The organism is Sphingomonas mollis, from assembly GCF_016427505.1.
Classification (GTDB): Bacteria; Pseudomonadota; Alphaproteobacteria; order Sphingomonadales; family Sphingomonadaceae; genus Sphingomonas; species Sphingomonas mollis.
The window spans coordinates 1-26,942 of the sequence record NZ_JAELXS010000004.1 but is presented as its reverse complement, the minus strand read 5'-3'; the positions used below and the strand labels follow the sequence as shown (position 1 = coordinate 26,942).

Annotated in this window: 30 protein-coding genes, 3 pseudogenes and 1 riboswitch; of the genes and pseudogenes, 10 read left to right on the top strand and 23 right to left on the bottom strand. The window is 68.1% G+C overall.

Going from position 1 to position 26,942, the window contains the following annotated elements; genetic code table 11:
* Positions 1-3 precede the first annotated feature (3 nt).
* The 3 genes from JAO74_RS08060 to JAO74_RS08050 are packed head-to-tail and all read left to right on the top strand — an operon-like array spanning position 4 to position 3,384.
* Complete coding sequence (locus tag JAO74_RS08060; RefSeq protein WP_332908759.1) at positions 4-996, top strand: aminotransferase class I/II-fold pyridoxal phosphate-dependent enzyme; 993 nt, start codon at positions 4-6, stop codon at positions 994-996.
* Positions 947-1,927: an adenosylcobinamide-phosphate synthase CbiB gene (gene cbiB / locus JAO74_RS08055; protein ID WP_199036864.1), complete on the top strand. Its 981-nt coding sequence runs from the start codon at positions 947-949 to the stop codon at positions 1,925-1,927. Before JAO74_RS08060 ends, cbiB begins: the two co-directional genes overlap by 50 nt.
* Complete coding sequence (locus JAO74_RS08050; RefSeq protein ID WP_199036862.1) at positions 1,915-3,384, top strand: cobyric acid synthase; 1,470 nt, start codon at positions 1,915-1,917, stop codon at positions 3,382-3,384. Before cbiB ends, JAO74_RS08050 begins: the two co-directional genes overlap by 13 nt.
* Here JAO74_RS08050 and cobS read toward each other — a convergent pair.
* Genes cobS through JAO74_RS08015 form a run of 7 tightly spaced genes read right to left on the bottom strand, consistent with a single transcriptional unit; the run spans position 3,355 to position 7,624 of the window.
* Complete coding sequence (cobS, locus tag JAO74_RS08045; RefSeq protein WP_199036860.1) at positions 3,355-4,068, bottom strand: adenosylcobinamide-GDP ribazoletransferase; 714 nt, start codon at positions 4,066-4,068, stop codon at positions 3,355-3,357. The genes JAO74_RS08050 and cobS overlap by 30 nt on opposite strands.
* Positions 4,065-4,628 (bottom strand): histidine phosphatase family protein, encoded by a 564-nt coding sequence (locus tag JAO74_RS08040; protein ID WP_416194295.1) that lies wholly within the window; start codon positions 4,626-4,628, stop codon positions 4,065-4,067. The genes cobS and JAO74_RS08040 overlap by 4 nt, the downstream gene beginning before the upstream one ends.
* On the bottom strand, positions 4,625-5,638 hold the full coding sequence (cobT, locus tag JAO74_RS08035) for a nicotinate-nucleotide--dimethylbenzimidazole phosphoribosyltransferase (protein WP_199036858.1): 1,014 nt from the start codon (positions 5,636-5,638) through the stop codon (positions 4,625-4,627). The genes JAO74_RS08040 and cobT overlap by 4 nt, the downstream gene beginning before the upstream one ends.
* Positions 5,635-6,045 (bottom strand): DUF1636 domain-containing protein, encoded by a 411-nt coding sequence (locus JAO74_RS08030; protein ID WP_199036856.1) that lies wholly within the window; start codon positions 6,043-6,045, stop codon positions 5,635-5,637. The genes cobT and JAO74_RS08030 overlap by 4 nt, the downstream gene beginning before the upstream one ends.
* Complete coding sequence (gene cobO, locus JAO74_RS08025; RefSeq protein ID WP_199036854.1) at positions 6,045-6,656, bottom strand: cob(I)yrinic acid a,c-diamide adenosyltransferase; 612 nt, start codon at positions 6,654-6,656, stop codon at positions 6,045-6,047. Before cobO ends, JAO74_RS08030 begins: the two co-directional genes overlap by 1 nt.
* Entirely contained in the window at positions 6,653-7,381 is a 729-nt protein-coding gene (locus JAO74_RS08020; protein WP_199036852.1) for a CbtA family protein, read from the bottom strand. Before JAO74_RS08020 ends, cobO begins: the two co-directional genes overlap by 4 nt.
* Positions 7,382-7,396: 15 nt before the next feature.
* Positions 7,397-7,624 carry a CbtB domain-containing protein gene (locus tag JAO74_RS08015; protein WP_199036850.1) on the bottom strand — a complete coding sequence of 76 codons (228 nt, stop codon included), beginning with the start codon at positions 7,622-7,624 and terminating at the stop codon, positions 7,397-7,399.
* Positions 7,625-7,817: 193 nt separating this feature from the next.
* Between JAO74_RS08015 and JAO74_RS08010 the strand changes: the two genes are divergently transcribed.
* On the top strand, positions 7,818-8,387 hold the full coding sequence (locus JAO74_RS08010; RefSeq protein WP_199036848.1) for a histidine phosphatase family protein: 570 nt from the start codon (positions 7,818-7,820) through the stop codon (positions 8,385-8,387).
* 10 nt (positions 8,388-8,397) lie between these two features.
* Here JAO74_RS08010 and bluB read toward each other — a convergent pair whose 3' ends face one another.
* The 7 genes from bluB to cbiE are packed head-to-tail and all read right to left on the bottom strand — an operon-like array spanning position 8,398 to position 14,157.
* The gene (gene bluB, locus JAO74_RS08005) at positions 8,398-9,033 is read right to left on the bottom strand and encodes a 5,6-dimethylbenzimidazole synthase (RefSeq protein WP_199036846.1); all 636 of its coding nucleotides are present in this window, start codon (positions 9,031-9,033) and stop codon (positions 8,398-8,400) included.
* On the bottom strand, positions 9,030-9,791 hold the full coding sequence (gene cobF / locus JAO74_RS08000; protein WP_199036837.1) for a precorrin-6A synthase (deacetylating): 762 nt from the start codon (positions 9,789-9,791) through the stop codon (positions 9,030-9,032). The genes bluB and cobF overlap by 4 nt, the downstream gene beginning before the upstream one ends.
* On the bottom strand, positions 9,788-10,507 hold the full coding sequence (gene cobA, locus JAO74_RS07995; RefSeq protein ID WP_199036835.1) for a uroporphyrinogen-III C-methyltransferase: 720 nt from the start codon (positions 10,505-10,507) through the stop codon (positions 9,788-9,790). Before cobA ends, cobF begins: the two co-directional genes overlap by 4 nt.
* Positions 10,504-11,811 (bottom strand): cobyrinate a,c-diamide synthase, encoded by a 1,308-nt coding sequence (locus JAO74_RS07990; protein WP_199036833.1) that lies wholly within the window; start codon positions 11,809-11,811, stop codon positions 10,504-10,506. The genes cobA and JAO74_RS07990 overlap by 4 nt, the downstream gene beginning before the upstream one ends.
* Entirely contained in the window at positions 11,808-12,596 is a 789-nt protein-coding gene (cobM, locus tag JAO74_RS07985; RefSeq protein WP_199036831.1) for a precorrin-4 C(11)-methyltransferase, read from the bottom strand. Before cobM ends, JAO74_RS07990 begins: the two co-directional genes overlap by 4 nt.
* The gene (locus tag JAO74_RS07980; protein WP_199036829.1) at positions 12,593-12,970 is read right to left on the bottom strand and encodes a cobalamin biosynthesis protein; all 378 of its coding nucleotides are present in this window, start codon (positions 12,968-12,970) and stop codon (positions 12,593-12,595) included. Before JAO74_RS07980 ends, cobM begins: the two co-directional genes overlap by 4 nt.
* Positions 12,952-14,157, bottom strand: coding sequence for a precorrin-6y C5,15-methyltransferase (decarboxylating) subunit CbiE (cbiE, locus tag JAO74_RS07975; protein WP_199036827.1), 1,206 nt, complete (start codon positions 14,155-14,157; stop codon positions 12,952-12,954). Before cbiE ends, JAO74_RS07980 begins: the two co-directional genes overlap by 19 nt.
* Between cbiE and JAO74_RS07970 the strand changes: the two genes are divergently transcribed.
* On the top strand, positions 14,156-14,905 hold the full coding sequence (locus JAO74_RS07970) for a cobalt-precorrin-6A reductase (RefSeq protein ID WP_199036825.1): 750 nt from the start codon (positions 14,156-14,158) through the stop codon (positions 14,903-14,905). The genes cbiE and JAO74_RS07970 overlap by 2 nt on opposite strands.
* Here JAO74_RS07970 and cobJ read toward each other — a convergent pair.
* The 6 genes from cobJ to cobW are packed head-to-tail and all read right to left on the bottom strand — an operon-like array spanning position 14,881 to position 22,412.
* Positions 14,881-15,630 (bottom strand): precorrin-3B C(17)-methyltransferase, encoded by a 750-nt coding sequence (gene cobJ, locus JAO74_RS07965; protein WP_199036822.1) that lies wholly within the window; start codon positions 15,628-15,630, stop codon positions 14,881-14,883. The two genes, JAO74_RS07970 and cobJ, sit on opposite strands and share 25 nt — an antisense overlap.
* Entirely contained in the window at positions 15,627-16,352 is a 726-nt protein-coding gene (gene cobI, locus JAO74_RS07960; protein ID WP_199036820.1) for a precorrin-2 C(20)-methyltransferase, read from the bottom strand. Before cobI ends, cobJ begins: the two co-directional genes overlap by 4 nt.
* Positions 16,349-16,978, bottom strand: a complete 630-nt coding sequence (locus JAO74_RS07955; protein WP_199036818.1) for a precorrin-8X methylmutase — start codon at positions 16,976-16,978, stop codon at positions 16,349-16,351. The genes cobI and JAO74_RS07955 overlap by 4 nt, the downstream gene beginning before the upstream one ends.
* Positions 16,978-18,060 carry a cobalamin biosynthesis protein CobG gene (locus tag JAO74_RS07950; RefSeq protein ID WP_199036816.1) on the bottom strand — a complete coding sequence of 361 codons (1,083 nt, stop codon included), beginning with the start codon at positions 18,058-18,060 and terminating at the stop codon, positions 16,978-16,980. Before JAO74_RS07950 ends, JAO74_RS07955 begins: the two co-directional genes overlap by 1 nt.
* Positions 18,061-18,104: 44 nt before the next feature.
* Entirely contained in the window at positions 18,105-21,368 is a 3,264-nt protein-coding gene (cobN, locus tag JAO74_RS07945; protein WP_199036814.1) for a cobaltochelatase subunit CobN, read from the bottom strand.
* A gap of 6 nt (positions 21,369-21,374) precedes the next feature.
* Positions 21,375-22,412, bottom strand: coding sequence for a cobalamin biosynthesis protein CobW (gene cobW, locus JAO74_RS07940; protein ID WP_199036812.1), 1,038 nt, complete (start codon positions 22,410-22,412; stop codon positions 21,375-21,377).
* Between the two features lie 172 nt (positions 22,413-22,584).
* Positions 22,585-22,817: riboswitch (cobalamin riboswitch) on the bottom strand.
* A 208-nt stretch (positions 22,818-23,025) separates the two neighbouring features.
* On the opposite strand from cobW, the gene JAO74_RS07935 reads away from it, so the two are divergent.
* Positions 23,026-23,295: a hypothetical protein gene (locus JAO74_RS07935; protein ID WP_199036810.1), complete on the top strand. Its 270-nt coding sequence runs from the start codon at positions 23,026-23,028 to the stop codon at positions 23,293-23,295.
* A 23-nt stretch (positions 23,296-23,318) separates the two neighbouring features.
* Here JAO74_RS07935 and JAO74_RS07930 read toward each other — a convergent pair.
* Positions 23,319-24,422: pseudogene (locus JAO74_RS07930) on the bottom strand (IS256 family transposase); the annotation flags it as partial.
* Between the two features lie 213 nt (positions 24,423-24,635).
* On the opposite strand from JAO74_RS07930, the gene JAO74_RS18730 reads away from it, so the two are divergent.
* Both JAO74_RS18730 and JAO74_RS19255 read left to right on the top strand, forming a co-directional pair.
* Positions 24,636-24,773 carry a hypothetical protein gene (locus tag JAO74_RS18730; protein ID WP_233150803.1) on the top strand — a complete coding sequence of 46 codons (138 nt, stop codon included), beginning with the start codon at positions 24,636-24,638 and terminating at the stop codon, positions 24,771-24,773.
* A gap of 13 nt (positions 24,774-24,786) precedes the next feature.
* A pseudogene (locus tag JAO74_RS19255) lies at positions 24,787-25,035 on the top strand (hypothetical protein); the annotation flags it as partial.
* Here the strand turns inward: JAO74_RS19255 and JAO74_RS07920 are convergent.
* On the bottom strand, positions 25,021-25,281 hold the full coding sequence (locus JAO74_RS07920) for a hypothetical protein (protein WP_199036808.1): 261 nt from the start codon (positions 25,279-25,281) through the stop codon (positions 25,021-25,023). The pseudogene JAO74_RS19255 and the gene JAO74_RS07920 overlap by 15 nt on opposite strands.
* 312 nt (positions 25,282-25,593) lie before the next feature.
* Positions 25,594-25,839, bottom strand: a pseudogene (locus JAO74_RS07915) (transposase); the annotation flags it as partial.
* Positions 25,840-25,984: 145 nt separating this feature from the next.
* Between JAO74_RS07915 and JAO74_RS19250 the strand changes: the two are divergent.
* On the top strand, positions 25,985-26,203 hold the full coding sequence (locus tag JAO74_RS19250) for a transposase (protein WP_199036804.1): 219 nt from the start codon (positions 25,985-25,987) through the stop codon (positions 26,201-26,203).
* A 150-nt stretch (positions 26,204-26,353) separates the two neighbouring features.
* A complete protein-coding gene (locus tag JAO74_RS19055; protein WP_332908758.1) occupies positions 26,354-26,908 on the top strand; it encodes an MFS transporter in 555 nt (184 codons plus the stop codon).
* Positions 26,909-26,942 lie beyond the last annotated feature (34 nt).

The window sequence follows — 26,942 nt, the reverse complement described above, 5'->3', positions numbered from 1 at the left end:
ACGGTGCAGGCTTTGACCTTTCATGGCGGTCGCGTGGACGAGGCGGCGCTTCGATATCCGGATGCGCCGATGCCGTGGATCGACCTGTCGACCGGGATCAATCCCTTTGCGTGGCAAACGGCCGCGTTGCCCGAGATCGACTGGCGGGCGTTGCCGTCGGTGTCCGCGCTGCGGGCACTGACCGATGCTGCAGCCGCTGCATTCGACGCGCCCGATATCGCCATCGCCGCGGTGCCGGGCAGCGAGATCGCGTTGCGGTCGCTTGCGCATCTGTCTCTGCCTGAGCCGTTCCACGTTATCGCGCCATCCTATCGTACGCACCTCGCGGCGTTGCCGGGGGCGAGGGCGATCGATCGCGACGCCGTGCTTCGGGGTGGGGTGATCGACGGCACTTTGCTGCTCGCCAATCCGAACAATCCCGATGGCGAGATGATCGCTCCAGATACACTGCTGCGCCTTGCGCGCGATCTGGCAGCGCGGGGCGGAGTGGTGGTGATCGACGAGGCTTTTGCCGATGCGATGCCGGGTGGCAGCGTCCTGCCGCTGCTGACGGCTGATGATCGCGTGCTGGTGTTGCGGTCGTTCGGCAAGTTTTTCGGGCTGGCGGGGTTGCGGCTGGGCTTCGTGTGCGGGGCGGTCGATCTGGTCGCGGCGGTGGCGGAGCGGATGGGAAGCTGGCCGGTGTCGAGCGCGGCGATCGCGTGGGGGACGGCGGCTTATCGCGATCGGGCGTGGATCGACGCAACACGTGTGAGGCTGGCGGGCAAGAGTGCGGCGCTGGACCGGGTATTGCGCGGCCATGGGCTGACCCCGCGCGGTGAATGTCCTCTGTTCCGGCTGGTGCAGACCGGGACGGCGGGCGCGATCTTCGAGCGGCTGGCACGGGCCGGTATCCTGACGCGCCCGTTCGATTATGCGCCGGACTGGCTGCGGATCGGTCTGCCCGATGGACCAGACGCGCTGGCGCGGCTGGACGAGGCGTTGCGGCATCGTTGAGCCGGTCGCTCTGGTGGCGCTGATGCTGGATGCGGCGGTTGGTTGGCCGGCGAGCGTCTATGCGCGGATCGGCCATCCGGTCGGCGGTTTCGCGCGGCTGATCGGCGCGTGCGAGGCGTGGTGGAACCGGCCGGCATTTTCCGATCGCTGGCGGCGGGTGGCGGGTGTGGTGACGATCGTGCTGGTGGTGGCTATCGGCGCAGGGGTTGGCTGGCTGGCAGCGAGGGTGATGCCATGGCTGCTTGGCCCTTGGAGTTGGCTGGGCATCGCCTTGCTGGCCTTTCCGGGATTGGCGCAGCGCAGTCTGGACGATCACGTGCGCCCCGTCGCTGCGGCGTTGGCGCAACACGATCTGAAAGCGGCGCAGACGGCGGTGGGTAAGATCGTTGGTCGCGATGTCGAGCAACTGGACGAGGCGGGGGTCGCGCGGGCAGCGATCGAAAGCCTGTCTGAGAGCTTCTGCGACGGTATCGCCGCGCCGCTGTTCTGGCTGTTGGCGGCGGGTTTGCCGGGTTTGTGGGGATATAAGGGCGTCAACACCGCCGACAGCCTGATCGGCCATCGCGAGGAGCGATGGCGCGCGTTCGGCTGGGCATCGGCACGGTTGGACGATGTCGCCAATCTGATCCCGGCGAGAATCGGTGGCGCGATCCTGTGTCTGGCGGGGGGCGGTGGCTGGCGGGTCATGATGCGCGATGCACGGCGGCACGCTTCCCCCAATGCCGGTTGGACGGAGGCGGCGATGGCGGGGGCGCTGGGCATCCGGCTGGCCGGGCCGGTTGCTTATGACGGTGCGGTTGCCGACAAGCCGTGGATCGGGGAAGGGCGGGTCGCGCTGGATGCGGGCGACGTATATCGCGCGCTGTCGGTCTATCGGCGGGCGTGTCTGTTGCTCTGGATCGTCGCGGGGGGTGTTGCATGGCTGCTGTGATGTTGCAGGGGACGGGGTCGGACGTCGGCAAGTCGGTACTTGTCGCCGGCCTGTGCCGGGCGCTCGCCAATCGGGGGTTGAGCGTGCGGCCGTTCAAGCCGCAGAACATGTCGACCAACGCGGCAGTGACGCCCGAGGGCGGCGAGATCGGCCGGGCGCAGGCGATGCAGGCGATAGCGGCGCGGGTGACGCCGCATGTCGACATGAACCCCGTGCTGCTGAAGCCGCAGGGCGATCGTACGTCGCAACTGGTGGTGCATGGACAGGTGCGCGGCATCCTGACGGCGGCGCGCTGGCGCGAGGGGCGCGAGGGGCTGCTGGACGAGGTGATGGACAGCTATCGCCGACTGGCGGCGGCCGCGGACATCGTCATGGTCGAGGGCGCGGGATCGCCGGCAGAAATCAACCTGCGTGGCGGCGACATCGCCAATATGGGCTTTGCGCGGGCGGCTGGCGTGCCCGTGATCCTGATCGGCGATATCGACCGGGGCGGCGTGATCGCCTCGCTGGTCGGCACGCGCGCGGTGATCGATCCGGCGGACGCGGCGATGATCCACGGGTTTCTGGTGAACAAGTTTCGGGGCGATCCGGCGCTGTTTGAGAATGGCTATCGCGCGATCGAGGAGCGCACCGGCTGGCGCGGTTATGGCGTGGTGCCGTGGCTGGTCGATGCCGCCCGGTTGCCGAGCGAGGACGCGGTCGTGTTGCAGCGGCCGGTCGCGCGATCGGACGGGCGGGTGATCGTCGCGTGTCCGATCACCGCGCATATCGCCAATTTCGACGATCTCGACCCGTTGCGGCTGGAGCCGGGGGTGGAACTGATGATGGTGCCGCCCGGACAGGCCATTCCGGGGGAAGCGAGCCTGATCGTGCTGGCGGGGTCGAAGGCGACGATAGCCGACATGGCCTTTGTGCAGGCGCAGGGATGGGACATCGACATCCTCGCGCATCATCGGCGGGGGCGGCCGATATTGGGGCTATGCGGCGGGTATCAGATGCTGGGGCGGACGATCGCCGATCCGGAGGGGGCGGAGGGGCCGGTGGCGAGCGTTGCGGGACTGGGATTGCTGGCGGTGGATACGGTGCTGGGCGGCAGCAAGGCGCTGGTGGAGGTGAGCGGTACGGCGCTGGGGGCGCGGTTCGAGGGGTATGAGATGCATCTCGGCCGGACCGAGGGTGCCGATACCGGCCGGCCGGTGGCGTTGTTCGATGACGGACGCTGCGATGGGGCGATCAGCGCCGATGGGCTGGTCAGCGGTAGTTACGTGCACGGCTTGCTGGGTCTTGCTACGCAGCGGCGGGCGTGGCTGGCGGCGATCGGTGCGGAGGCGACCGGGCCGGATCATCGTGCCTCGATCGATGTGGCGCTGGATGCGATCGCGGTCGAATTGGAACGGCATATGGATATCGATGCGCTGCTCGCCCTGTCACAGACGGCTGGCGATCATCAGGATTAGCAGCAGGGCAGTTTCGACCAACTCGATGCCGGCGCCATGGGCGTCGCCGTTGATGCCGCCCATCCGGTGGCGAAGGTAAAGGGCCCACCCGCCGATCAGCAACGGCGTGACGATCAGCGCAGGCAGCAGGGCACAGGCGCCTGTCCATACCGCTCCCCAGCCGATCAGGTCGCGATAGCGCACCGCGCCGGCGACGCTGGCGCCGAGACCGGGTTTCAGCGGCGGCAACCACCGCGCCCAGACGAGCGGGCCGATCCGTGCGGCGAAGGGCAGCAGGATCAGCGGCCACCACGCCATCGGCGACAGCGCGTGGAGCAGGACGAGCTTGGCCAGCAATTGCAGGACGATCGCGACCACGCCGAAACTGCCGATATGCGGATCGGCCATCACCGCGATCAGGCGGGTGCGATCGCCATGCGCGGCGCCCAGCCCATCGGCGAGATCGCCCAGACCATCGAGATGCAGCGCGCCGGTGATACCGACCCACATCGTCAGCGCGGCTAGCGCACCGAGCCACGGATCGACCTGCGCGCCCATCCAGCCGACGACCGCCACGGTGAAGCCGATCAACAGGCCGACGATCGGATAATAGCGGATCGTCGCGGCGAAATCGGCGGGCGGCACCGTGATGGCGGGAACCGGTATCCGCGTCAGGAAGCCGGTTGCCAGCAACAGGCACTTCACCGCGACAGTCCGATGATCTGTCCGCCGGTGCCCGGCCAGAGGTTCAGCGAGAGGATGCAGGCATAGGGCAGGTCGAACGCCCAGATCTGTCGCGTATCCAACCCGCCGATCACCGCCAGCGCGGCGCGCATCGCACCGCCATGCGTCATCACCAGTGTCGGTCGGTCGATCTGCGCCAAGGCTTCGGTGACGCGGGCGAGCAACGCGGACCAGCGCTCGCCGCCGGGCGGGGGGCAGGCATCGGGATCGGCCCAGAAGCTGGCCAGCGCCTCGCTATCGCAGTCCGCCGGCGCGCGACCGTCCCATTCGCCGAAATCCAGTTCGCGCCAGCGGGGGTCGACATGGACCGGCACGGTCAGGGCGGTAGCGGCGGCGTTGGCGCAGGCGTGCGCGCGGATCAGGTCGGAGGTGTGGATTGCCTCAACGTCGAGGCGGGCGGCGGCGGTGCGGCAGGCGGTCAGGCCGTCGTCGGTGACGGGGCAATCCGTTCTGCCGAGCAACCGGCCGGTCAGCGTCGGCGTGCCGTGCCGCATCAGATGGACGGCGACCGGCGTGGTCACGCGGTCGCGACACCCGCTTCGGCAAAGGTCGCCATCCCGTCATGCGCGGCCAGCGCAGCGCGGACGATGCCCGCCGCCACCGCCGCGCCACTGCCCTCGCCCAGCCGCAGGTTCAGCGACAGCAGCGGTTCCAGCCGCAACCGTTCGAGTAGCCGGGCATGGCCGGGTTCGGTGGAGCAATGACCGGCCAGACAATGATCGGCGATATCGGGATGCGCGCCGATGAAGGGGGCGAGGGCGCTGCAACAGATGAAACCGTCGAGCAGGACGGGGACGCCGGCGTGTCGCGCCGCGACGATCGCGCCGACGATCGCGGCGATCTCGCGTCCGCCCAGCCGGCACAGGATGTCGAACGGTGAGGTTGCGGCCGGTCGGTGGACGGCCAGCGCGGCGTCGATGACGGCGATCTTGTTGGCCAACGCGGTGCCTTGGACGCCGGTGCCGGGGCCTGCCCACTCGGCGGCGGACCCGCCGAAGCTCGCGGCGCACAGGGCGGCGGCGGCGGTCGAATTGGCGATGCCCATTTCCCCCAGCACCAGCAGGTCGAGATCGGCATCGACGGCGGCCGCGCCGATGTTCAGCGCGGCGAGGCAATCGGCGGCATCCATCGCCGGACCTTGCGTGAAGTCCATCGTCGGCCGGTCGAGATCGATCGCGACGATCCGCAGATCGAGACCGGCCGCCGCCGCCAGCGCGTTGATCGCGGCACCGCCCGCATCGAAATTGGCGACCATCTGGGCCGTGACGCTTGCGGGAAAGGCGCTGACGCCACGCGTGGCAACGCCGTGGTTGCCGGCGAGGACGACCGCGCGTCCCTTGTCGAGGCGAGGGCGAGTACGCCCCTGCCACCCCGCCATGAAGATCGCGATCTCCTCCAGGCGACCGAGCGACCCCGGCGGCTTGGTTAGCATGTCCTGCCGATGGCCGGCGGCGGCGCGGCTGGCGGCGTCGGGCGGCGGCAGATTAGCAAGCGCCATCTCGAATGCGGCGATGGAGGGGAAGGCGGTCATTCCACCACGAACCCCTCGGGCGGGGTGCGCGTGATGAAATGGCCCTTTACGCCCGCCGGCCATTGCTTGAACGGCACCTGCCCGACGTCGCTGTCGGCATAAAGCGCGGCGTAATCGAGGATCGCGCGGGCCGCATCCTCGTCAGGGGTGAAGCGGCCGAGGACGTAGCCGACCTTGCCGGGGGCGCGCAGATGCACGGTGCAGAATTCGGTGCAGGCGAACAGGCACGGCATCTCCTGCACGGCGACATCACCATAGGCGGGATCGCTCGCCTTCACGGCATGGAGCGCCGCCGCCAGCCGGGCGCCGCCGCGTCGGCCGTCGCCATCCTCGCGGTCGTCGGCGGTGAAGCGGCAGCTGTTGCAGGCGACGATCGCCGGCCGGTTCTCGACGGTCTTCAGTTGCATCAGAATTCGATCCCCGCCTGCGCCTTGATCCCGCCGCGGAACGGGTGTTTGACCTGCGTCATCTCGGTCACCAGATCGGCCGCCTCGATCAGCGCATCGGGCGCGTTGCGGCCGGTAACCACGATGTGCTTCATCGGCGCGCGGGCGGTCACGGCCGCCAGCACCTCGTCCAGCGGCAGGTAATCGTAGCGCAGCACGATGTTGAGTTCGTCGGCGATCACCACCGCGATGTCGGGATCGTCGATCAGCCGGCACACTTCGTCCCACGCGGTGCGGGCGGTGGCGATGTCGCGGGCGCGGTCCTGCGTATCCCAGGTGAAGCCTTCGCCCATGGGGCGGAACGAGACGAGATCAGGAAACGCGTCGAAGATCACGCGCTCGCCGGTCGTCATCGCGCCCTTCACGAACTGGACGATGCCGACCTTCATGCCATGGCCCATCGCGCGCACCGCCATGCCGAAGGCGGCGGTGGATTTGCCCTTGCCCGGGCCGGTGTGGACGATCAGCAGCCCCTTCTCAGCCGTCCGGGTCGCCATCATGGTCTGGCGGGCGGCCTGAACCTTCTTCATCTTGTCGGCGTGGCGCGCGTTGCGGTCGGTGTCGTCGCTCATTGAAACGCGCCATTCCGTGCGAGCAGAAGCCGTTCCGCGAACCGGCCGAACGCGTATCCCATCACCAGCCAGAACGCTCCCTGCGTGCCGATCGCGGCGACGCGGAATTGCCAGAGCAATGTCGCGGGGAAATCGCCCGGCACTTCATCGATCACCGGCAGCAACGCCTGCAACAAAGCGACGATGGCGATGAAGGCGAGCAACCCGATCGCCAGCCTATCCATCAGCGCATGGCGACCGGCCATCCGACGAAAGGCGGTGATGCCGCCGATCGCCGCGATCAGCGAACAGGCGAGCATCGCAAAATAGGCGCCCGTGCGCAGGCGCACCGTCTCGTGCAGACCGACCGCCGGGGGCGTCGGCGGGTATTTGATCGCAGGCACCGCCACGATCACCACAAACGCCGCCAGCGCCATCAGCAGTGACATACTGCGCGGCCCCAACTGGCCCAGCCGCCCATAGGCAGCGGCGAAGACGATCGCGAACAGACCGCCCAGCGCCGCACCGTAGACGATCATCGCGGTGTATAGGCCGAGGCCCTTTTGAGTCGTGCGGTTGACCAGTTCCTCGTCGGCCATGCCTGACATCGCATGCGCGGCGCGGTGCGCCTCGAACGCGATGGCGGCGTCGATCGATGGCTCGGCGAACAGCAGCGCCAGCGTGGCGGCGACGAGCGCGCCGATCGATCCGGCGAGCATACCCCGCCAGAGGAGATGTTTCGTCATCGTGGAAACCCCGTCCTAGTGGCAGGGAAAGCCCAGCAGATGACGACCGTCATGGACGAATTCGTGGACGTACATGCCCTTGAACACGGCGAACGCGCCCTGTTCGGTGCTGACGAAATACAGGAAGATCAGCGCGACGAGCGTGGCGAAGACGGCCCATGGCGCGATATCGGCGACGGGTATTGCGGGCACCGTGCCGGCGGGTACGAACGGATCGTCGAAAGTGGCGGCAACGCTGGCCATGGTCATTTCTCCCGCCGGGAAAGCGCGCCCGGATCGAAGGTGGAGGTGCCGGGCGGGGTCTGACTCTCGACAGGACGTTGCCTGCCGATCACAGTGGCGCGACCGCGCCGGAATTTCACCGGCTTCCCGCCCGGCTCCGATCGCTGTGTTGTGGCGGTTCGTCGTGGTGGCGTCAACAGATCAGGAGTTCATCATGTCCATCCGTCTCGTTTTGCTGTGTGCCGGGGCGACGGCGCAGGTGCGGCAGGGCGATTTCCCCGATGCGGACGCGCCGCTCGATCCGGGTGGCGAGGCGAAGGTGCGGCAGTTCGATCTGGCGGGACCGACGCTGGATATGTGCTTCGTCAGCCCGGCGCGGGCGGCGGGCGATACCGCCGCGTTGCTGGGGCTGGACGCAATGCCGGAGCCTGCCCTGCGCGACCGGGATCATGGCATCTGGACAGGGCGGTCGCTGGATGCCGTGTCGCTGGAGGAACCGGCGATGTTGATGGCGTGGCTGGCCACGCCGGAAGAAGCGATGCCCGGCGGCGAGAGCATGGATGCGGTGGTTTTGCGGGTGGGCGCGTGGCTGGATGATCTGTGCAAAGGGGCGGAGGATCGGAAGATACTGGCGGTCACGCATCCGGCGGTCGTCCGGGCCGCGCTGGCAGCGGCGCTGGACATGCCGATCGCGACGACCTTCGCGATCGATATCGCGCCGCTGTCGACGACGATCCTGTCGTTCCATAACCGCTGGCGATTGCAGGAATTGCGTCGCGCCTGATGGCCCCGCGTTAGCGTTCGACGATCCGGGGCGCTTCGCGCGCCTGCCATTGGCGATGCTCCAGTTCGGGTTCGGCGGCGGGTGCGGTCGGATAGCCGATGCACAGCAGCGCGACCAGCGACCAGCCTGAGGGGGTGGTCAGCATCGCCGTGACGGTGTCGGGATCGAGGATCGATACCCAGCCGACTCCGATCCCGCGCGATCTGGCGACCAGCCAAAGGGTGTGGATCGCCATGACCGTGGAATAGCGCAGCGTCTCCGCCATCGTCGCCCGCCCCAGGCCATGACCGGCGACCGGATCGTCGTCGCAGAAGACGGCGACGATTTCCGGTGCCTCGCGCAGGCCATGCAGTTTCAAGCCAGCATAGCGGGCGCGTCGATCGGCGTCGGCGATCGACGCGGCGGCGGCGGTGCTGGCGGTATCGACATGCGCGGCCAGTGCCTCGCGCAATCCGACAGAACGGATGCGGACGAACCGCCAAGGCTGCGAATGGCCGACCGACGGCGCCAGTGCGGCCGTCTCGAACAACCATTGGAGGTCGGTCGGGGCAAGGGGCCGGCGATCGAAATGGCGCACGTCCCGCCGCCAGCGTATCAGTTGCGTGAGCTGTTCCGCGAACGCCGCGTCGAACACGGGTGGCGTCATGGTTTCAAATCGGCGCGGCGCAACAGATACGTGTCCATGATCCAGCCATGTTCGGCGCGAAGCGCGGCGCGACGCTCCACGATCATATCGCTCACCTCGGTTAGCGCGCCGGCGATCAGGGCTTCCTGCTTCATACCCAGATAGGCACCCCACCAGATGTCGATCCCGGCGGGGTCGAGGCGCCGGAACGCGCAGCCGCCATCGAGCATCACTGCCAGTGTATCGACGCCCGGCGGCCATCCCGCACTTGCCAGCAACCGGCCGGTGGTGACGAGCACGGACTGCGCCAGCGTGTTGAACGGGATGGTATGCGCCGCGGTCAGTGCCTGAAGGCTGGTGATGCCCGGCACCACCGTCACGCGCATCGCCATGCCGCCGGCGTGCAACCGGGCGGCGATCCGCAGGCTGCTGTCGTAGAGCGACGGGTCGCCCCAGACGAGCAGGGCGAGCCGCCCGCCATCCGGCAGATGTCGCGCGATCTGGTCCGCCCAGCAGGTGGCGATGGAGGTGTGCCAGTCGTGGACCGCCCCCAGATACGGGCCGTCGCCATCGCGTTCGGGTAGATCGAACGTCACGACGCGGGTCGCGTCCCTCAGCACATCAGCACAGAGCATCTGCCGCAGCTCCATCAGGTCGGCGGTATCGGCGCGCTTGCGGGGCAGCAGGATCAGGTCGGCAGCGCGCATCGCGGCCTCGGCGGCGCGGGTCAGGTGATCGGGATTGCCCGTCCCGATGCCGATCAGATGCAGGTCGATCATGGCTCCAGCAACGGGCCGTACAGGATCAGCGCCGGGGCCGATGATATGGCGGTGGCGAGGCGGCTGCCGAGATCGGCGACGGTGGAGCGAACCAGTCGCTGGTCGGGATGGCCGACATTCTCCGCCAGCAGGGCGGGGGTGTCGCCGGGCAGTCCGAATGCGATCAGGTCGGCGGCGAACAGGGCGAAGGTCCGTTGCGGCATGAACACGACCGTCGTCGCGGCGGGATCGGCGAGGGCGGTCATGTTACGCTCCGCCGGCAACCGGCCCGATACGTCGTGGCCGGTGACGAACTGGACGCGGCGGGCGTTCAGGCGGCGGGTGAGGGGGATCGCGGCGGCGGCCGCGGCGGCGCTGGCCGAGCTGACGCCGGGAACGATCTCGAACGCGATGCCGGCATTGCGGAGAGCGACGATTTCTTCCTCCAGCCGGCCGAAGATGCCGGGATCGCCGGACTTCAGCCGTACGACGCGGGCGCCGGTACGGGCGTGATCGACCAGCAATCGCGAGACATGATCCTGGCTGGGCGAGGCGCGACCGGCGCGCTTGCCGACCGCGACCAGATCGGCGCCGGGGCGGGCATGGCCCAGCACCGGGCCGGAGGACAGATCGTCGAACAGCACGACATCCGCGCGCGACAGTCGATCGACGGCCTTCAGCGTCAACAGTTCGGGATCGCCCGGCCCCGATCCTACGAAAGACACGAAGCCGGTCATGCGCCTGCGCCTATCATGTGGAAGAACGTGCCCGATACGCGGCCACGGCGCGATCCGGTTTCCGCTACCGCCGCACCCTCGGCGTCGGTAACGTCGGCCAGCGGAAGATCGGGCTGGTCGATGATGGTCGAATAATGGAATTCATGCCCGGCCAGCGACGTGCCGGCGGCAATATCGCCGATCGGCCCGATCAGGGTCGCACGCCGATAACCGAGATGCATCTGCCGCTGCGCGTAGCTGGTCACCAGCCCGAGCAGACCGGCCATGCGATGATGTACGCCGTCCGCATCGATCAACCCGGCGCCCAGTGCCATGTACCCCCCGCATTCACCGTGGACGGGCCGATCGGACGCATGGCGGTGCAGGCCGGTGCGGAAGCGATCGGCGGCGGCGAGGCGCCCGGCATGAAGCTCGGGATAGCCGCCCGGCAGCCAAACGAGGTCGGCATCCCGATCGGGTGCTTCGTCGGCCAGTGGGGAGAAGGGCAGGATGATCGCGCCGGCCGCCCGCCAGCCGTCCAGCAGGTGCGGATAGGTGAAGGAGAACGCGGCATCCTGCGCAAGGGCGATCCGTTGTGCAGGCGGTACGATCGGCGCGGCGATCGTGGCGGGGCGGCGCGTCGATTTCGCCGCCGCGCGGATGGCCGACAGATCGACATGCGCGCGGAGGAATGCGGCATAGGCAGCGATCCGCGCCTCCAGATCGGGATGCTCGATCGCCTGCACCAGGCCGAGGTGGCGTTCGGGCAGTTTCAGGTCGCCACGACGCGGCAGGCATCCGAACACGCGGATACCCATGGCCTCCAAGCCGCGCCGGGCCAGTCGCTCGTGCCGGGGGCTCGCCACCCGATTTAGGATGACGCCGGCGATCGGCACGTCCGGGTCGTACCGTGAAAAGCCCAGCGCGGTGGCGGCGGCGGATTGCGCCTGCCCGGAGATGTCCAGCACCAGCACCACGGGCCAGCCCATGCGCCGGGCGATGTCGGCGCTCGCCCCGTTGCCGGTGGCGCCTGCTGTCGCCACGCCGTCGAACAGGCCCATCGATCCTTCGGCGAGTACCAGCGCCGCATCGTCTCCCCGCGCGGCGAGCGCATCTAGCGTGGCGGCGGGCATCGCCCAACTGTCTAGGTTGAACGAGGCACGGCCGCTGGCGGCGCGGTGGAACGCTGGGTCGATATAGTCGGGGCCGCTCTTGAAGGGCTGCACGGCGACGCCGTCCTCGCGCAGCGCGCGGAGCAGGCCGAGCATGACCGTCGTCTTGCCGGTGCCCGACGCGGGGGCGGCGATCATCAGGCCGGGTGTCATGAGGATGTGCCGATCGCGAAGGGTGACGCCGCCGATTGCGGGCGGAAACGACGGTCGTACCCAGCGGCATAGAGGCTACTGTCGCCGAATTCCTCCGCATCCAATACGTGACCGACGAGGATCAGCGCGGTCCGCTCGCCGCCGCCCGTCGCGGCGGTGACGATCGTGTCGAGCGTGGCGCGGACGATGCGCTGGTCGGGCCAGCTGGCACGCCAGACGATCGCGACCGGGCAATCCTCGCCATGCGTGGGAATCAGGTCCGCGACCAGATCGGCCAGCCGGTGGATCGACAGATGGATCGCCAGCGTCGCGCCGGTGGCGGCGAAGGCGGCGAGCGTCTCGGTCGGCGGCATGGCGCTGGCGCGGCCGGGTGTGCGGGTGAGGACCACCGACTGGACGAGACCGGGCAGGGTCAGTTCCGCCTCCAGCGCGGCGGCGGCGGCGGCGAACGCGGGGACGCCGGGGGTGACGGTCACGGGAATGTCCAGCGCCTTCAGCCGCCGCATCTGTTCACCCATCGCGGACCAGATCGACAGATCGCCCGAATGCAGCCGCGCCACGTCCAGCCCGGCGTCGTGCGCCGTCGCCATCTCGGCGATGATCTCGTCGAGTGAGAGCGAAGCCGTGTTCACGATGCGCGCGCCGGGCGGACAATGATCGAGGAGCGCAGTCGGCACCAGCGATCCGGCATAGAGGCAGACGGGCGATGCGGCGATGCGATCGCGCCCGCGCAGGGTTAGCAGATCGGGCGCGCCGGGGCCGGCGCCGATGAAATGGACGGTCATGATGATGGCCCTTCGGCGATGGCGCAGGTCGCCATGGCATCGGATGAAATGTGGCGGGTGACGATCAGGCGCGCGTCCGGCCCGGCGGCGGCAAGGGCGGCGGCCTCCGCGACACTGCCGGTGCCGCGTCGGTGGAGGCTGACCGGGGACCGGGTGGGCGTGTCGGCCGCGCCGATCCTGTCGGGCGAGATCGCGATCAGGGGCACGCCGAGCGCCCGGGCCAGAGGCTCGACCAGCGGGCAGCGATCGGCGGGGGCGGCGAGCGCGGACACCGGCTTGCCTGCCCATGCGGCGGCGAGTGCATCGTGCAGTGAGGTGATATCGACGGCGGCGCGGCAGCCGAACCCGGCGACGATCACAGCGTCACGCTCCATTGCACCACCGGGAAACTCGCGCGCCAGCCACGCCGCGTGCCGATCGGGCCGGCTTCGGCGAGATCGATCCGCAGTAACGTGCCGCCCCGCGCCCGGTGCCATGCCGTAAGCAGAGCTTCGGATTCGAGGGTCACGGCGTTGGCGACGATCCGTGTGCCGGGTGCCAGTTGCTCCGCAAGTCTGCCGAGCAGCGCAGATGACAGACCGCCGCCGATGAACACAGCGTCTGGCATTGGATGGCCGGGCGGGGGGAGGCAATCAGGCGTGGCACCTTCGATCACGGTCAGCCGATCCACCCCCAGCGCCATCGCATTGGCGCGTATGCGGGCGGCGCGGGTGACATCGCGCTCGAACGCGACGGCGTTCAGCGAGGGATGGGACAGCAGCCATTCGATGCCGATCGATCCCGATCCTGCGCCGATATCCCACAATGTCTCGCCCGGCCGGGGGGCAAGCGCCGACAGGGTGAGGGCGCGGATCGGGCGCTTGCTGATCTGGCCGTCGTGATCGAACCAGTCGTCCGCGATGCCCGATGCGCAAGGAAGCGCGTCACCATCCCCGGCCATCGCAATGCCCACCGCGACCGGGTGAGCGATATCGGTGAAGGCGAGTTCATCGGCGCGCGCCGTGCGGATGCGTTCGCGAGGACCCCCGATTGCTTCCATGACGGTCAACGTCGATGCGCCGAAGCCCAGCCCGCTCAAATAATCGGCAAGGGTCAGGACGGCATCTCCGTCGCGTACCAGCACGAGCGCGCGCTGGCCGGGTGCCAGATGCGGGCGAAGCCGGGTGAGGGGGGCGGCATGCAGCCCGAGGCAAGGGCAGTCCTCCAGCCGCCAACCCAGTCGCGACGCGGCCAGCGCAAAGGTCGACGGGGCGGGCTGCGCGACCCATTCGCCCGCCGCCAGATGCCCGGCCACAACGCTGCCCGCACCGAACCAGAAGGGATCACCGGATGCCAGCATCACCGTCGCCTGCCCTCGTCGATCGAGCAGCGGCTGGATGTCGAAGGGGACCGGCCATGCGATCAGGATAGCGTTCGGCAGCGGGGGCAGCAGCGCCAGATGCCGCGCCGCGCCGATCACGAACGATGCATCGTTGATCGCGACGAGGCTTGCGGTGGACAGGCCCGCCGGTCCATCCTCGCCGATCCCGACGATCGTCAGCCACGGACCGCCCTCAACCATGCCGCATATCCTGATTCTGGGCGGCACGACCGAGGCGAGCGCGCTGGCCAATGCGCTGGCCGACCGCGCGATCCCGGCCACGCTCAGCTATGCTGGCCGTACCACCGCGCCGCGGGGGCAACCGATGGCGATCCGTATCGGCGGCTTCGGCGGCGTGGCAGGTTTGGTGGGGTATCTGCGCGACAACGAGGTGACGCATCTGGTCGATGCGACGCATCCGTTCGCGGCGCAGATGAGCGCCCATGCCGTGGCCGCGGCGGCAGATATCCGTGTGCCGATGATCGCGCTGACCCGGCCTGCGTGGCAGCCGATCGCCGGGGATCGCTGGAGCCAAGTGGCGGATATCGCCGGTGCCGTCGCCGCGCTGGATCGGCCGCCATGCCGCGTCCTGCTGGCGCTCGGACGCATGCATGTCGATGCGTTTGCGGTGCAACCCCGGCATCATTATCTGCTGCGCTTCGTCGATGCGCCGGATGTTCCGCCGCCATTGCCGCACCATCATCTGGTGATCGATCGCGGTCCCTTCACTGTCGACAGCGACCGCCGCCTGATGGAGGAACACGGCATCGACCTGATCGTCAGCAAGAATGCCGGCGGCACCGGCGCCGCCGCCAAGCTGACCGCCGCGCGCCAACTCGGACTGCCGGTAGTGATGATCGACCGGCCCATCCTGCCGGTCCGGCATGAGGTGAACAGCGTTGCTGCGGTGCTGGACTGGCTGGGTCATGATGCGGACCGGGGGGTGTAGAGCAGCGGCGTACCCGGTCGTTCGATGATGCGGGTCTGGCTTGATCCGACGATCACCACCGTCCGCATGTCCGCCATGTCACCGCGCGCGTCGGGCAGCGGCACGATGTGCAGCGCTTCCTGCGGGGTCGATACGGCGTGCGCGAACAGCACGGGGCGCGCATCGGCGCAGATGTCGCGCAACACCGCAAAGGCACGGTCCAGGCCGTCGGGCCTCGCCTTCGATCGCGGGTTGTAGACGGCGATGGCGAAATCGGCTTCCGCCGCCAGTCGCACCCGCCGTTCGATCAACGGCCATGGCTTCAGATTATCGGAAAGGTTGATCGCGCAGAAATCATGGCCGAGCGGCGCCCCCGCACGGGCGCTGGCCGCCAGCATCGCGGTAATACCCGGCAGCACGCGGATGTCGAGCGTGCGCCATGCCGCCTCGCCGTGGTCCACCGCCTCGAACACCGCCGCCGCCATCGCGAAGACGCCGGGATCGCCCGACGACACGATGACGACGCGCGCGCCGCCGGCGGCCAGCATCAGCGCGTGCGCGGCGCGGTCCATTTCGACCCTGTTGTCCGATGGATGCAGCGTCAGCCCCGGTCGCGGTGTGACCCGCGCGACATAGGGGATATAGCCGATCACGTCGGTCGCCGCCGCCAGCGCCGCGGTCACCTCCGGCGTGACCAGCGCCTCGTCGCCCGGCCCCAGTCCGGCGATGGCGAGCCAACCGGTCATGGCCGCCGCCCCTGACCATGGATCAGCAGGATCGAGAAATAGGGGACGACTGCCTCCGCCTCGATCAGGCGCGTCACGCGCTGGCCGGGCATCGCCGCCTGTTCGACCAGCCACGCTGTATCCTCGCGCCCGGCGGCGGCGACCGCGCGGCGCAGCTTGGGCAGATGCCGGCCGATCTTCATCACCACGAGCGCGTCGGTGTCGCGGATGCGGCGGATCAGTTCCTCCTCCGGCAGCGTCGCGGTGGCGATCGTCAGCACATCGTCTCCCCAGGTGATCGGCAGGTCGCTGGCCGTCCACGCGCCCGACATACCCGTAACTCCCGGCACCACCGCCACCGGCGCGATGCCCCGCAACCGGGCATGGAGATGCATGAACGAGCCATAGAAGAACGGATCGCCCTCACACAGCACGACCACGTCCTCGCCCTGTCCGGCCAGTATGGCGAGATGGCGGGTGCAATCTGCGTAGAAGCCCGACAGCCAATCGTTATAGGCGGGATCGGTGACGGCGATCTCGGTCGTCACCGGATACTCCATCGGAAATTCAACGACGTCGGGGCGCAGCAGGCCTTCCACGATCCGGCGCGCATGGCCGGGGCGGCCGGCCTTGCGGAAATAGGCAAGGTGGCGGGCGCCGCGCACCAGCCGGTCGGCGCGCACGCTCATCAGATCGGCCGCACCCGGCCCCAAGCCGACGCCGTGGATCGTGCCGATCGTCATTCCGCGCGGCTCGCCAGCGCATTGACCGCCGCGACGGTGATCGCGCTGCCGCCCGGCCGCCCCTGAAGGATCGCGCACGGAACCGGCTGCGTCGCCCATAGCGCGTCCTTCGATTCCACCGCGCCGACGAAGCCGACCGGGCAACCGATGATCGCAGCGGGGCGGGGGCAGGCGGGGTCCTCCAGCATATTGAGCAGGTGGAACAAGGCGGTGGGCGCGTTGCCGATCGCCACCACCGCGCCGGCCAGATGCGGCCGCCACAGCTCCAATGCGGCGGCGGATCGGGTGTTGCCCATCGCGGCGGCGAGCGGCCCCACCGGCGGATCGCGCAGGGTGCAGATCACCGGATTGTCGGCGGGCAAACGCGCCCGCGTGATCCCTTCGCTGACCATATGGGCATCGCACAGGATCGGGGCGCCATCGATGAGTGCCGTCCGGGCAGCATGGACGAAACCGGGTGAGAACCGCAGCCGGACGGCCAGCTCGACCAGACCGGCGGCATGAATCATGCGGACGGCGACCGGCTCTTCATCGGGCGCGAAGCGGGACAGGTCCGCCTCCTCCCGGATGATGGCGAAGGACTGGCGGTAGATCGCTGCTCCGTCGGTTTCGTAGGCGAACGGCATCAGATGGCTCCAAAACGGGCAAGCAACGCGGCGGCATCCAACCCACTGGCGGCGGGCGACTGGCCGGCGCGTCTGTCGAAACCGAGGTCGAAGCGGCCATCGCGACCCGTCAGCACGACGTCGGCCGGACCGGCGCGCGCGCATCCCTTGTCGCAGCCGGACACGTGCAGGCGACCCTCGATATGCGGCGCCAGACGGCGGGCGAGGTCCCGCGTGGCGACGCTGGCCTGTGGACAGGCGGGCGTGCCGACACAAGCGTCGGTGGTAAGCAGGGGCGATGCGGGATCGATGACCAGCCCGTCGATGGCGATCGGCGCGACCCCCTCGATCAACAGCATCCGCCACGGCGTGATGCGAATGCCGAGCGCGCCGTCGCGCCGCAGCAGGTCATGCATTTGATCGGCGACAATGCGACCGAAGGGCAGGCCATAGACCGCGCCGAACGCGTAACCGCCCGGCTTCAATCCCGGGCGGGCGCCGGCAGGCGGGATGTCCCCCGTCGCCCATGCTGGCAGCGGCTGCTGATGCCGCGCCATCCTGCCCGCCGCGATACCGCCGCTGGCGACGAACCAGCGGGTGAGCGCGATCAGCTTGTCGATCTCATTACCGGGTGCCAGCGTGACACCGGTCGGGCGGCCATCCGCCCGCAGGATAAGGGTGGCGTTCGCGCCACGCTCGATACGGAAATCGGCGGGGTCGTCGGTCAGGACCGGCGCCATTCCCGCGTCGATCGCGAAGCCGACCTTGCCGGGCAGGGCAGGAAACTCGTCGCGCCGGGTGATGACGCTGCTCGCGATGCGATAGGTATCGTCACCCGAATGCCAGTCGGGCGCGACGATCATCGGGCCATGCGCCTCACGCACCGGATCGGGATCGACCAGTCCGGTGGCGACCAGATGGTCGATCAACGGTTCCCATGCCGCTTCCCGAACGCCGCGTATCTGCACGGCGCCGCGACTGGTCACGTCGATCGCGCCGCTGCCATGGGCCATCGCCCCCTCGCACAGCGCGATCGCCGCTGCGGCATCGAGCCGACCGAGCGGCGGGCGGACGCGGATGAGCAAGCCGTCGCCGGCCGCCATCGGCCGCCAGGCGCTGGGGCACCAGCCGCGAACGATCCCGTTGATCAATGCAGGTCGCCGAGGCTGGCGAGGATCGCATTGCGGCGGGTGGGCCACAGACCGGATCGATGCAGCGCCGCGAACCGCGCCTCCATCGCCCGCAACGCGTCGGGGTTCTCCTGCGCCAGGAAAGCGCGGACGTCGTCGCGGCCCAGCGTCGCGTCGTGGTACAGGTCGATCAGTTCCGGCGTTACGACCTGCGCCAGATGGGCGAAGCTGCCGAGATGATCCAGCGTCGCGGCCAGTTCCGCAGCGCCGCGAAAGCCATGCCGCATCATGCCGTCCGCCCATGCCGGATGCGCGGCGCGGGCGCGGACGACGCGGGCGATTTCTTCCCGCAGGGTCCGGGCGCGGGGCCGATCCGGGTCGCGGGCATCGAGGTGATAGAGCGCCGCCTTGCCCCCGGTCACGCCTTGGGCCGCGGCGAAGCCGGCCTCATGCGCGGCATAATCGGCGGCGAGCAGCAGGTCGGTTTCGGGCAGGTCCTGCAAGTGAACGAAGGCATCCGCGCCGGCGACGCGGGCGCGCAGACCGGCGGGATCGGCGCGTTCCGGACCATCGTCCAGCGCATGGCTCGATGCCGCCAGCCATACCTCGCCGGCGCGCATCCGCGCCGCTGCGTCATAGGTGTCGGCTGCGTCGCCCAGTCCGAGGCCATAGCGACCGGGTGCCGGACCATAGACGCGCGGCCCGCTCGCCCGGCCGACAAAGGGGTTCCAGTCGGCCGGCTCGTCGCGACCGTGCAGGGCGCGGACGGCCTGACCGAACAGCGTGCACAGGGTAGGGAACGTATCGCGGAACAAGCCCGATACGCGCAGCGTCACGTCGATGCGCGGCCGATCCATCGTCACCAGTGGCAGGATATCCACCCCCAGCACCCGGTCCGACCCGGTGTCCCACACCGGTGCGGCACCCAGCAGGTGGAGCGCCATCGCGAACTCTTCACCGGCGGTCCGCATCGTCGCCGAACCCCAGAGGTCGACGACCAGCCCGCGCGGATAATCGCCCTGATCCTGCAGATGCCGCCGGATCAGTTCGTCGGCCAGGCGCACCCCCTGCGCCTGTGCCGAGCGAGAGGGGATCGCCCGTGGATCGATCGAGAACAGGTTGCGCCCGGTCGGCAGGATGTCGCTACGCCCGCGATGCGGCGATCCCGATGGCCCCGGCGGCACATGCCGACCATCCAGCGCCGCGAGCAGACCGGCGCGCTCGGCGGGACCGCATTCGCCGCGGCCGAAGATGTGCAGGCCATCGCCGAACCGGCTGTCCTTCACATCGCAGACGAATGCGTCGATCCGGGCGATCGTCTCTGCCGGTCCGGCCGCGCGATCCAAATCGAGTTCGGCGGCCAGACCGAGCGCGATTGCCTCTTCGCCGATGTCCGCCTGCAACCGCAGTCGCCGCGCAGGATCGAGGCCATCGGCGTTGGAGAATTCGTCCAGCAATGCCTCCAGCCGGCCGAGGCCCGCGCCCGATCCGCTGGTCGTCATGGGGGGCGGCAGGTGGCCCAGCGTGACCGCGCCGATCCGCCGCTTCGCCTGCGCCGCCTCGCCCGGATCGTTGACGATGAAGGGGTAGATGACGGGCATCGATCCCACCAGCGCCTCGGGCCAGCAATTGCCGGAGAGCGCCACGGCCTTGCCCGGCAGCCATTCCAGCGTGCCATGCGCGCCGACATGGACCAGCGCATCGGGGCCGCGCGCCCGCAGCCACAGGTAGAAGGCGACATAGGCGTGGCGCGGGCAGCGCGACAGGTCGTGGTAATCGGCGGAGCGCGTCGCCGATTGCCCCCGTTCGGGTTGCAATGCGATCAGCATCCCGCCCCGTTCCACCGCCGCGAAATGAAATGCGCCATCGATCGCGGCGGGATCGTTTTCGGGCGATCCCCACGCATCGTCCAACTCAGCCCGCAAGCCGGCCGGCAGGGTCGCCAGTACCGATCGATAATCGGCCAATGGCCAGCGCAAGCGATCGCGGTCCAGTACGGTCGCCAACGGTTCGCCGTCCGTCGCATCATGCCCGGCCGCCGTCAGATCGGCGATGATCGCCTCTGTCGACGCCAGTGCGTCGAGACCGACGGCATGGGCCATCTGGTACGACTTGCCGGGATAGGTGGACAGGATGAGCGCGACGCGACGACGGGCAGGGGGCGTGCGGCCGAGCCTGACCCACGCCGCGACCCGGTCGGCGATCGCCGCGATCCGATCCGGATCGGCGCGATGTTCGCGTCGGCCGAATTGCAGCGCCGGATCGCGGACGCTCGCCTCCTTAAAACTGGCCACCCCGGCGAACAGGCGGCCGTCCACTTCGGGCAGGACGACGTGCATCGCCAGATCGGCGGGGGAAAGGCCACGCGGCGCGTTCGCCCATGCCTGACGATCCGAGGTCGCGAGCGCCACCTGAAACACCGGCACGTCGGCGATCTCCAGCGGGGTCGCATCGTCGTCACCGCGCGCGGAAAAGGCGGTGGCGTTGACGATCGCCACGGGCGCCAGCGCGCCGATCCACCGCCGCAGCCAGCCTCGCGTCTCCGGGTCCTTCAACGATGGAACGAACAGTGGCACGACATCGAAGCCCCGCACCGCAAAGGCCCGCTCCAGCGCGGCGATCGGATCGCAGTCCGCCGCGAGCAGATAGGAACGGTAGAAGGTCAGGACGATGCGCGGCCGTTCGTTCGTCCAAAGCCTCGGCGCAGGGCATACGACCCCCTCCGTCGCGGTCCAGGCGCCGGCGGCGGGGGTCGCCTGCGCGCCACGCACCGGCCCGGCGTACAGACCGGCGGCGAGCGCCAGTTGCGCCAGCGCCGCCCGCGCCGCCACCGCGCCGCCCGCGTCGCACAGCGTCGCGAGCCGGCGGGTGGTGGACACCGGCACAGTGGACAAGCGGGCAAGCTGATCGTCCGCCCGGCCATCGGCGGCCAGCACCACCAGCGCGATCCCGCGCGTTCGGGCCAGCGCCTCCACTTGCTGCAAGCCGTACGGCCAATAGGATTTGCCGCCGATCACCCGGATCAGGATGCCTTTGGCGTGCGCGAGCGTCCGTTCGAAATAAGTATCGACCGACAGCGGATGGATCAGGTCCGCCAGATTGGCGAGCCGCAAATCCGGCAGACGCGCGCCAGCATGTTCCGCCGCATGCCAGCCGGCGGCGAACGCACCCAGATCGCTGTCGGAAAACGACAGCACCACCAGATCCGCCGGGCTCTGCCCCAGATCGCGTGGTGCCGACGCTTCCTCCAGCCCATGGCTTTCGCGGAAGACGACGTGCATCGCCGGTCAGCCGTTCAGCGCGGTCCCGATAATCGCGGGATCGATACGGTCATGTTCGGCGATGACGACCAGCCGCGTCGCCCGCGTCTCGTCCACCCGCCACGGCCGGTCATATTGCGTGCGGATTCGCGCGCCGACTGCCTGCACCAGCAGGCGCATCGGCTTGCCGCGCACCGCCGCATAGCCCTTCACGCGCAGGATATCGCGATCGCGCGCCAATGCTTCTATCCGCGCCACCAGCGCAGCCGGATCGTCGATTTCGCCCATTTCGTGGACGAGACTGTCGAAATCGTCATGCTCGTGTTCCGCCTCGCCGTCATGGTGCGACGGGCGGGCGGCGATGTCGTCTTCGGCGGCGGCTTCCAGCCCCAGGACGATGGCGGGGTCGATGACGCCGTCGAGCAGTTCGACGACGGTGACGGGGCGCGGGGCCTCCGCCGCGATGATTGCGCGCGCTCTGGCGACACCGTCCGGGCCGGCAAGATCGCCCTTGGTCAGCAACACCAAATCGGCGCAGGCGAGCTGATCCTCGAACACTTCGGCCAGCGGCGTTTCATGCTCGATGCCGGGATCGGCCGCGCGCTGTGCCTCGATCGCAGCGAGATCGGGGGCGAAGCGACCGGCGCCCACCGCCTCCGCATCGGCCAGCGCGATGACGCCGTCGACGGTGATCCGCGACCGGATCGCGGGCCAGTCGAACGCCTTCAGCAGCGGCTTCGGCAGCGCCAGCCCGGACGTTTCGATCACGATATGATCCGGCCGGGGATCGAGCGCGAGCAGCGTTTCCACCGTCGGGATGAAATCGTCCGCGACGGTGCAGCAGATGCAACCGTTGGCCAGCTCGACGATGTTTTCCGCCGGGCAATCGGGGATGGCGCATCCCTTCAGGATATCGCCATCGATCCCCAACGTACCGAATTCGTTGACGACCACGGCCAGCCGCCGGCCGGCGGACTGGCGGATCAGATGACTGATCAGCGTCGTCTTGCCCGCCCCCAGAAAGCCGGTGACGATGGTGACGGGTATTCTGGACAGATCATTCATGATGTTCCCCGCGCGCGCCATGGCAACGAACGGCGGGGCCGATGTCGGCCGGTACGCGACGACGGGCGGGCGCTCGCTGTTCGCCCGTGCCACGCACCGATGCGGCCCCGGCCGCATGATTCGTCGCTCAGACGGAGAACACCGTACCCCGACCATCCCCTGGACCGTGGTAAGAGCGACCATTGCGTCGGCAGGTCTCCTGGCTCGCGGGTCGTCGCTTGAGGAACGGCCTTCCCGGATCGAACGCGGATGCGTCCTTTCCAGTGACCGCCCTTCCATGATGGAAGGGCACGCCCTCGCGCTCGCCGCTTACAGTTGCAGGGACAGCCGCGGATTGGGAGCAGACGCTCCGCACCGCATTCCCATTCAAGCCCCTCGCGGGGCACCGACGCGATCGATGGCGCCGGTGGAACCGGCTCCGGACCGGCGACTAGCGGACTATCGGGCGGCTGCCAATGCATCCCGGCTGTGGGGCAGCGATCATGCGTGCTGGTCTTGCCGGCCGATATCATCTGCCTCACACGTCGACCCGCCCCGACTGGTTCTGAACGGAAAGGATCGGACCAGTGAAATCCTAGAAATCCCGCTCAGGAGGCTGCGATTGTTGGGGGCTATGAGCCTGGCCTATTGCGAGCCGTGGCCGAACATGTCGCTCGGGGACATGCTGAAGCGTAAATCCGGTCGGGCGTCGATCATCGTCGGGCTGAGCGATCGTGTTGAAATGGTGACTGGCCAGGAATGGCATCGATTACGCGGGCAGGCACCGCGTCCAATAGGCATCTGCATCAATCTCAAACTTGCCCACATGCTCCCTTGGAGCAAGGGGGCAACGTTGCTTCGAGCAGGCCATGCGGGTCGTGTCCGTCAACGTGATGTAATTTGAGGTGTGGCACCGGGCTGCATCGTTCAGGCGGCCTTGGGTGTAATTTGTAGCGGCGTTATCTCCTCGACATCTCCTCGACCTGTGGCGTGGCGAGAGCGGCCATGCCTTCGATTTGCATGTAGCGGTTCTGGAGCTGGTATTCGTCGTTCTGCTCGAGGAGCACGGCACCGATGAGGCGGGTGATGCTGTCCTCGTTGGGAAAGATGCCGACGACATCGGCGCGTCGCTTCACGTCCTTGTTCAGCCGCTCCCTGGTTCGTCGAGTGCAGCCTCACCCGGTGCTGTTCGGGGAAGGTCATGTAGGCGAGCACGTCGTGCTCGGCGTTGTCCATGCAGGCACCGAGCTTCGGCCAGCGGGCACGCAGCTGGTCGGCGACGTGACGCCAAGTCTGGGTGGCGGCGGCATGGTCGGGCTGGAGGAAGACCTGCCGGATCGCGGCGGCGACCATGGTGCTCTGGCCCTTGGGGACATGTGCTAGCGCGTTGCGTATGAAGTGAATGCGGCAACGTTGCCAGGTGGTACCGACGACGCGGGTGATGGTCGCCTTAAGCCCCTCGTGCGCATCGGAGATGACCAGCTTCACGCCCTTCAGGCCGCGCCGGACGAGATCGCGCAGGAAGGTCGACCAGAACGGCTCGGCCTCGCTGGGACCGATGTGCAGGCCGACGATCTCGCGCTTGCCCTCGGTGGTGACGGCGACAGCGATTATGGTGGCGGCGCTGACGATGCGGCCGCCCCCGCGGACCTTGAGGTAGGTGGCGTCGAGCCAGAGATACGGCCGCTCGCCGGCAAGCGAGCGCTTCAGGAAGGCGTTCACCCGTTCGTCGATGTCCTTGCAAAGCGTCGACACGCTGGACTTGGAGATGCCGCTCATCCCTCCACGGCCTTTCCAACGATGCTACGCATTGCCGGAACCTTGGGCCGTTCCGCCCATCGCCTGCACCAGATCATCGACGCGGCGGGTGCTGACGCCGGCGATCCAGGTCTCCTGGATGACGCTGACCAGCGCCTTCTCGACCGTCTTCTTCGGCTCCAAAAAGCCAGGGAAGTAGGCGCCGGTGCGCAGCTTGGGGATCTTCAGGTTGAACGTGCCCAGCCGGGTATCCAGGCTGCGGTCACGGAAGCCCCCTTCGACTTTGCTTGTCTGTCTGGAATGGCGTAATCAGGAGGTGCCTGAGCGGGGTGGCGACCCTGCTCAGGCGGCGGATGTGAGGCGGTTCGACAAGCTGGTCGACAAAGACCGTTCCTGAGCAGGGCCACATCCGTCTTCCCAAACCCCGGACAGTTGCCCTGGGGCCGTGTTTACGGACCCCGCATGACAAGCTTGGGAGACCGGATCATGTCACAGCCCGACCTCTTTGTCGGCATCGATGTTGCCAAGGACGAACTCGTTATCCACGTCCACCCGGCAGGAATGCTCTGGCGGGCACCCACTACCAAAACCGGCATTGCCGCACTTGGTCGTAAACTGGCTTGATTGGCGGGACGACGTGCCTCCGGATCGGCTTCGAGGCGTCAGGTGGTTACGAACGCAAGCTCGCCATCCTGCTCGATCGATTGGGGCTTTCTGCCTATCTCCTTGTCCGGCACGCGTGCGCAACTTCGCCCGCGCCGAGCGGCAGCTCGCCAAGACTGACCCCCTCGATGCCGCCGTCATCGCACGATGCCTTGCGGCGCTGCACGCCGATCTCATTCTTTATGTTCATGATCCCGAGGCATTGCGGCTAGCCGAACATGTCCGTCTGCGCGATCTTGCCGTCACCCAGGTGGTCCAGTTCGGCAATCAACTCGAGAGCATCGCCGATCCCGCCATGCGGCGTCTCATCGTCGCGCAGGTCACCCGGCTCAAGGCCCTGGCCCTGCGTATCGAAAAAGCCATCGCCGGCGTCATCGCCTCCTCGCCCGATCTGGCCGCACGCGAGGCCTTGCTCCGCACCGCAACCCGGCGTCGGGCCGATCGTTGCCGCGTGCCTGCTGGCGCGCATGCCAGAACTCGGACGCCTCTCCCAGCCAACAGATTGCAGCCCTTGCCGGTCTGGTGCCATTTGATCGGTAAAGCGGCAAGACCGGCCGGCCTGGACGTTGCTCGGGCGGTAGGCCAAGCGTCAGACGCTCCCTCTACCTGGCAGCGCTCTCCATCGCGCGCTCAGGCAAAGGGCACCTTGCCGCGACAACCAGTCGGCTGCGCGAAGCCGGCAAGCCTTTCAAACTTACCATCGTCGCCACCATGCGAAAGCTCCTCGTCACGCTCAACGCTATGGTCAAAACAACATCAAGTATCGCAGTGCTTGAACACAGTTGCTCAGGACAGGCTTATCCAGGCTGAGGTTCGCCACCAGCCGCTTCAGCCGGACATTTTCCTCCTCCAGCACCTTCAGGCGCTTCATCTCCGACGGCATCAGACCCCCGTATTTGCTGCGCCATCGATAGTAGGTCTGGATCCAGATGCCGGCTTTCCGACATACCTCCTCCACGGTCGTTCCATCCTCGGCCTGCTCGAGAATGAACGCGATTTGCTGCTCGCTGAACCTCGACTTCTTCATTGACGGATTCCCTCGTCCGGCATCTGCCAAACCTGACCGGAAATTTTTCATAAAGAACGAACCTATCCGAAGGGCTCAGGTCAGGGCCGGAAAACTCTCACTCAACATGGATGAAAAATAGCGAGGACGTCAGCGGATCGGGCTGGTGCCGAGACAGAACTTGAGCGGCGGCACGGAGCGGCTCGATGGGATCATCAAGGCCGGGCACAATTACCTGCGGCAGATGCTGATCGTTGGCGCGATGGCGGTGGTGCGCTACGCCGAGCGGAACGGAGCGAAGCGGCCATGGCTGGTACAGCTGCCCGCATGGCGGAAGACGAAGTACGCTGCGGTCGCGCTCGACAAAAAAGCCCGCATGGTATGATGTGTGTTCGCGATTGACCTCATTATAGATCAATATTGATGGAAACACTTTTTGTTGGGTATCGACCGTTGTGTAGCTCGCGCAACTGTTCAACTTGCGCGAGCGAGGCGGTTAGGACGCCCGCCATCGTCAGCGTATCGGCGTGATGGAGTGCGATTACGTCGGTGTCGGGCAAATCCTTTATCGCCTTGGTATCGATCGCTCTACATCGCCGAGATCGCACCATCGGGCAGCCGGGGCAGGCTGGTCGTACTGAACCAGATTGCCACCGTCATCGGCCTGCTGGCGGCGCAGATCGTGAAGGTCGCGCTGGGAACGGTGGAGAGCTGGGGAAGGCGTCGCCTGTTGCTGGTAGGATGCGCGGGCCTTGCGATCATCTATGCCGCCGTCGGCGCGGGATATGTCATGGGCGTGCAGGGCTGGCCGCTGTTGCTGTTGGTCGTAACGGCGATTGCCACCTACGCCACGACGCTAGCGCCAGTGACCTGGGTCGCCCTGTCGGAGATTTTTCCGGGCGAGGCACATGGCGCGAGCATGGCGATCGCGACGACCGCGCTGTGGGCGGCGTGTTTCCTGCTGACCTATACCTTCCCGCTGCTGACCGCCCGTGCGAGGACGGGTGTCACCTTCTGGATCTATGGCGCGATCTGCGCGGCGGGATTCATTATGGGATGGCCCGCCCCTTCCTCTCGGCATCGAGTATGATGCCGGTGTTGGTAGAGGGAAGGAGCAGGCTGAT

Coding starts and splice junctions, on each gene's coding strand:
- cbiB (WP_199036864.1), top strand. CDS start 947: ATGGACCAGACGCGCTGGCGCGGCTGGACGAGGCGTTGCGGCATCGTT.
- JAO74_RS08050 (WP_199036862.1), top strand. CDS start 1,915: ATGGCTGCTGTGATGTTGCAGGGGACGGGGTCGGACGTCGGCAAGTCG.
- cobT (WP_199036858.1), bottom strand. CDS start 5,638: ATGACCGCCTTCCCCTCCATCGCCGCATTCGAGATGGCGCTTGCTAAT.
- JAO74_RS08030 (WP_199036856.1), bottom strand. CDS start 6,045: ATGCAACTGAAGACCGTCGAGAACCGGCCGGCGATCGTCGCCTGCAAC.
- cobO (WP_199036854.1), bottom strand. CDS start 6,656: ATGAGCGACGACACCGACCGCAACGCGCGCCACGCCGACAAGATGAAG.
- JAO74_RS08020 (WP_199036852.1), bottom strand. CDS start 7,381: ATGACGAAACATCTCCTCTGGCGGGGTATGCTCGCCGGATCGATCGGC.
- JAO74_RS08015 (WP_199036850.1), bottom strand. CDS start 7,624: ATGGCCAGCGTTGCCGCCACTTTCGACGATCCGTTCGTACCCGCCGGC.
- JAO74_RS08010 (WP_199036848.1), top strand. CDS start 7,818: ATGTCCATCCGTCTCGTTTTGCTGTGTGCCGGGGCGACGGCGCAGGTG.
- bluB (WP_199036846.1), bottom strand. CDS start 9,033: ATGACGCCACCCGTGTTCGACGCGGCGTTCGCGGAACAGCTCACGCAA.
- cobF (WP_199036837.1), bottom strand. CDS start 9,791: ATGATCGACCTGCATCTGATCGGCATCGGGACGGGCAATCCCGATCAC.
- cobA (WP_199036835.1), bottom strand. CDS start 10,507: ATGACCGGCTTCGTGTCTTTCGTAGGATCGGGGCCGGGCGATCCCGAA.
- JAO74_RS07990 (WP_199036833.1), bottom strand. CDS start 11,811: ATGACACCCGGCCTGATGATCGCCGCCCCCGCGTCGGGCACCGGCAAG.
- cobM (WP_199036831.1), bottom strand. CDS start 12,596: ATGACCGTCCATTTCATCGGCGCCGGCCCCGGCGCGCCCGATCTGCTA.
- JAO74_RS07980 (WP_199036829.1), bottom strand. CDS start 12,970: ATGGAGCGTGACGCTGTGATCGTCGCCGGGTTCGGCTGCCGCGCCGCC.
- JAO74_RS07970 (WP_199036825.1), top strand. CDS start 14,156: ATGCCGCATATCCTGATTCTGGGCGGCACGACCGAGGCGAGCGCGCTG.
- cbiE (WP_199036827.1), bottom strand. CDS start 14,157: ATGGTTGAGGGCGGTCCGTGGCTGACGATCGTCGGGATCGGCGAGGAT.
- cobJ (WP_199036822.1), bottom strand. CDS start 15,630: ATGACCGGTTGGCTCGCCATCGCCGGACTGGGGCCGGGCGACGAGGCG.
- cobI (WP_199036820.1), bottom strand. CDS start 16,352: ATGACGATCGGCACGATCCACGGCGTCGGCTTGGGGCCGGGTGCGGCC.
- JAO74_RS07955 (WP_199036818.1), bottom strand. CDS start 16,978: ATGCCGTTCGCCTACGAAACCGACGGAGCAGCGATCTACCGCCAGTCC.
- JAO74_RS07950 (WP_199036816.1), bottom strand. CDS start 18,060: ATGGCGGCCGGCGACGGCTTGCTCATCCGCGTCCGCCCGCCGCTCGGT.
- cobN (WP_199036814.1), bottom strand. CDS start 21,368: ATGCACGTCGTCTTCCGCGAAAGCCATGGGCTGGAGGAAGCGTCGGCA.
- cobW (WP_199036812.1), bottom strand. CDS start 22,412: ATGAATGATCTGTCCAGAATACCCGTCACCATCGTCACCGGCTTTCTG.
- JAO74_RS07935 (WP_199036810.1), top strand. CDS start 23,026: ATGAGCCTGGCCTATTGCGAGCCGTGGCCGAACATGTCGCTCGGGGAC.
- JAO74_RS18730 (WP_233150803.1), top strand. CDS start 24,636: ATGTCACAGCCCGACCTCTTTGTCGGCATCGATGTTGCCAAGGACGAA.
- JAO74_RS07920 (WP_199036808.1), bottom strand. CDS start 25,281: ATGCGCGCCAGCAGGCACGCGGCAACGATCGGCCCGACGCCGGGTTGC.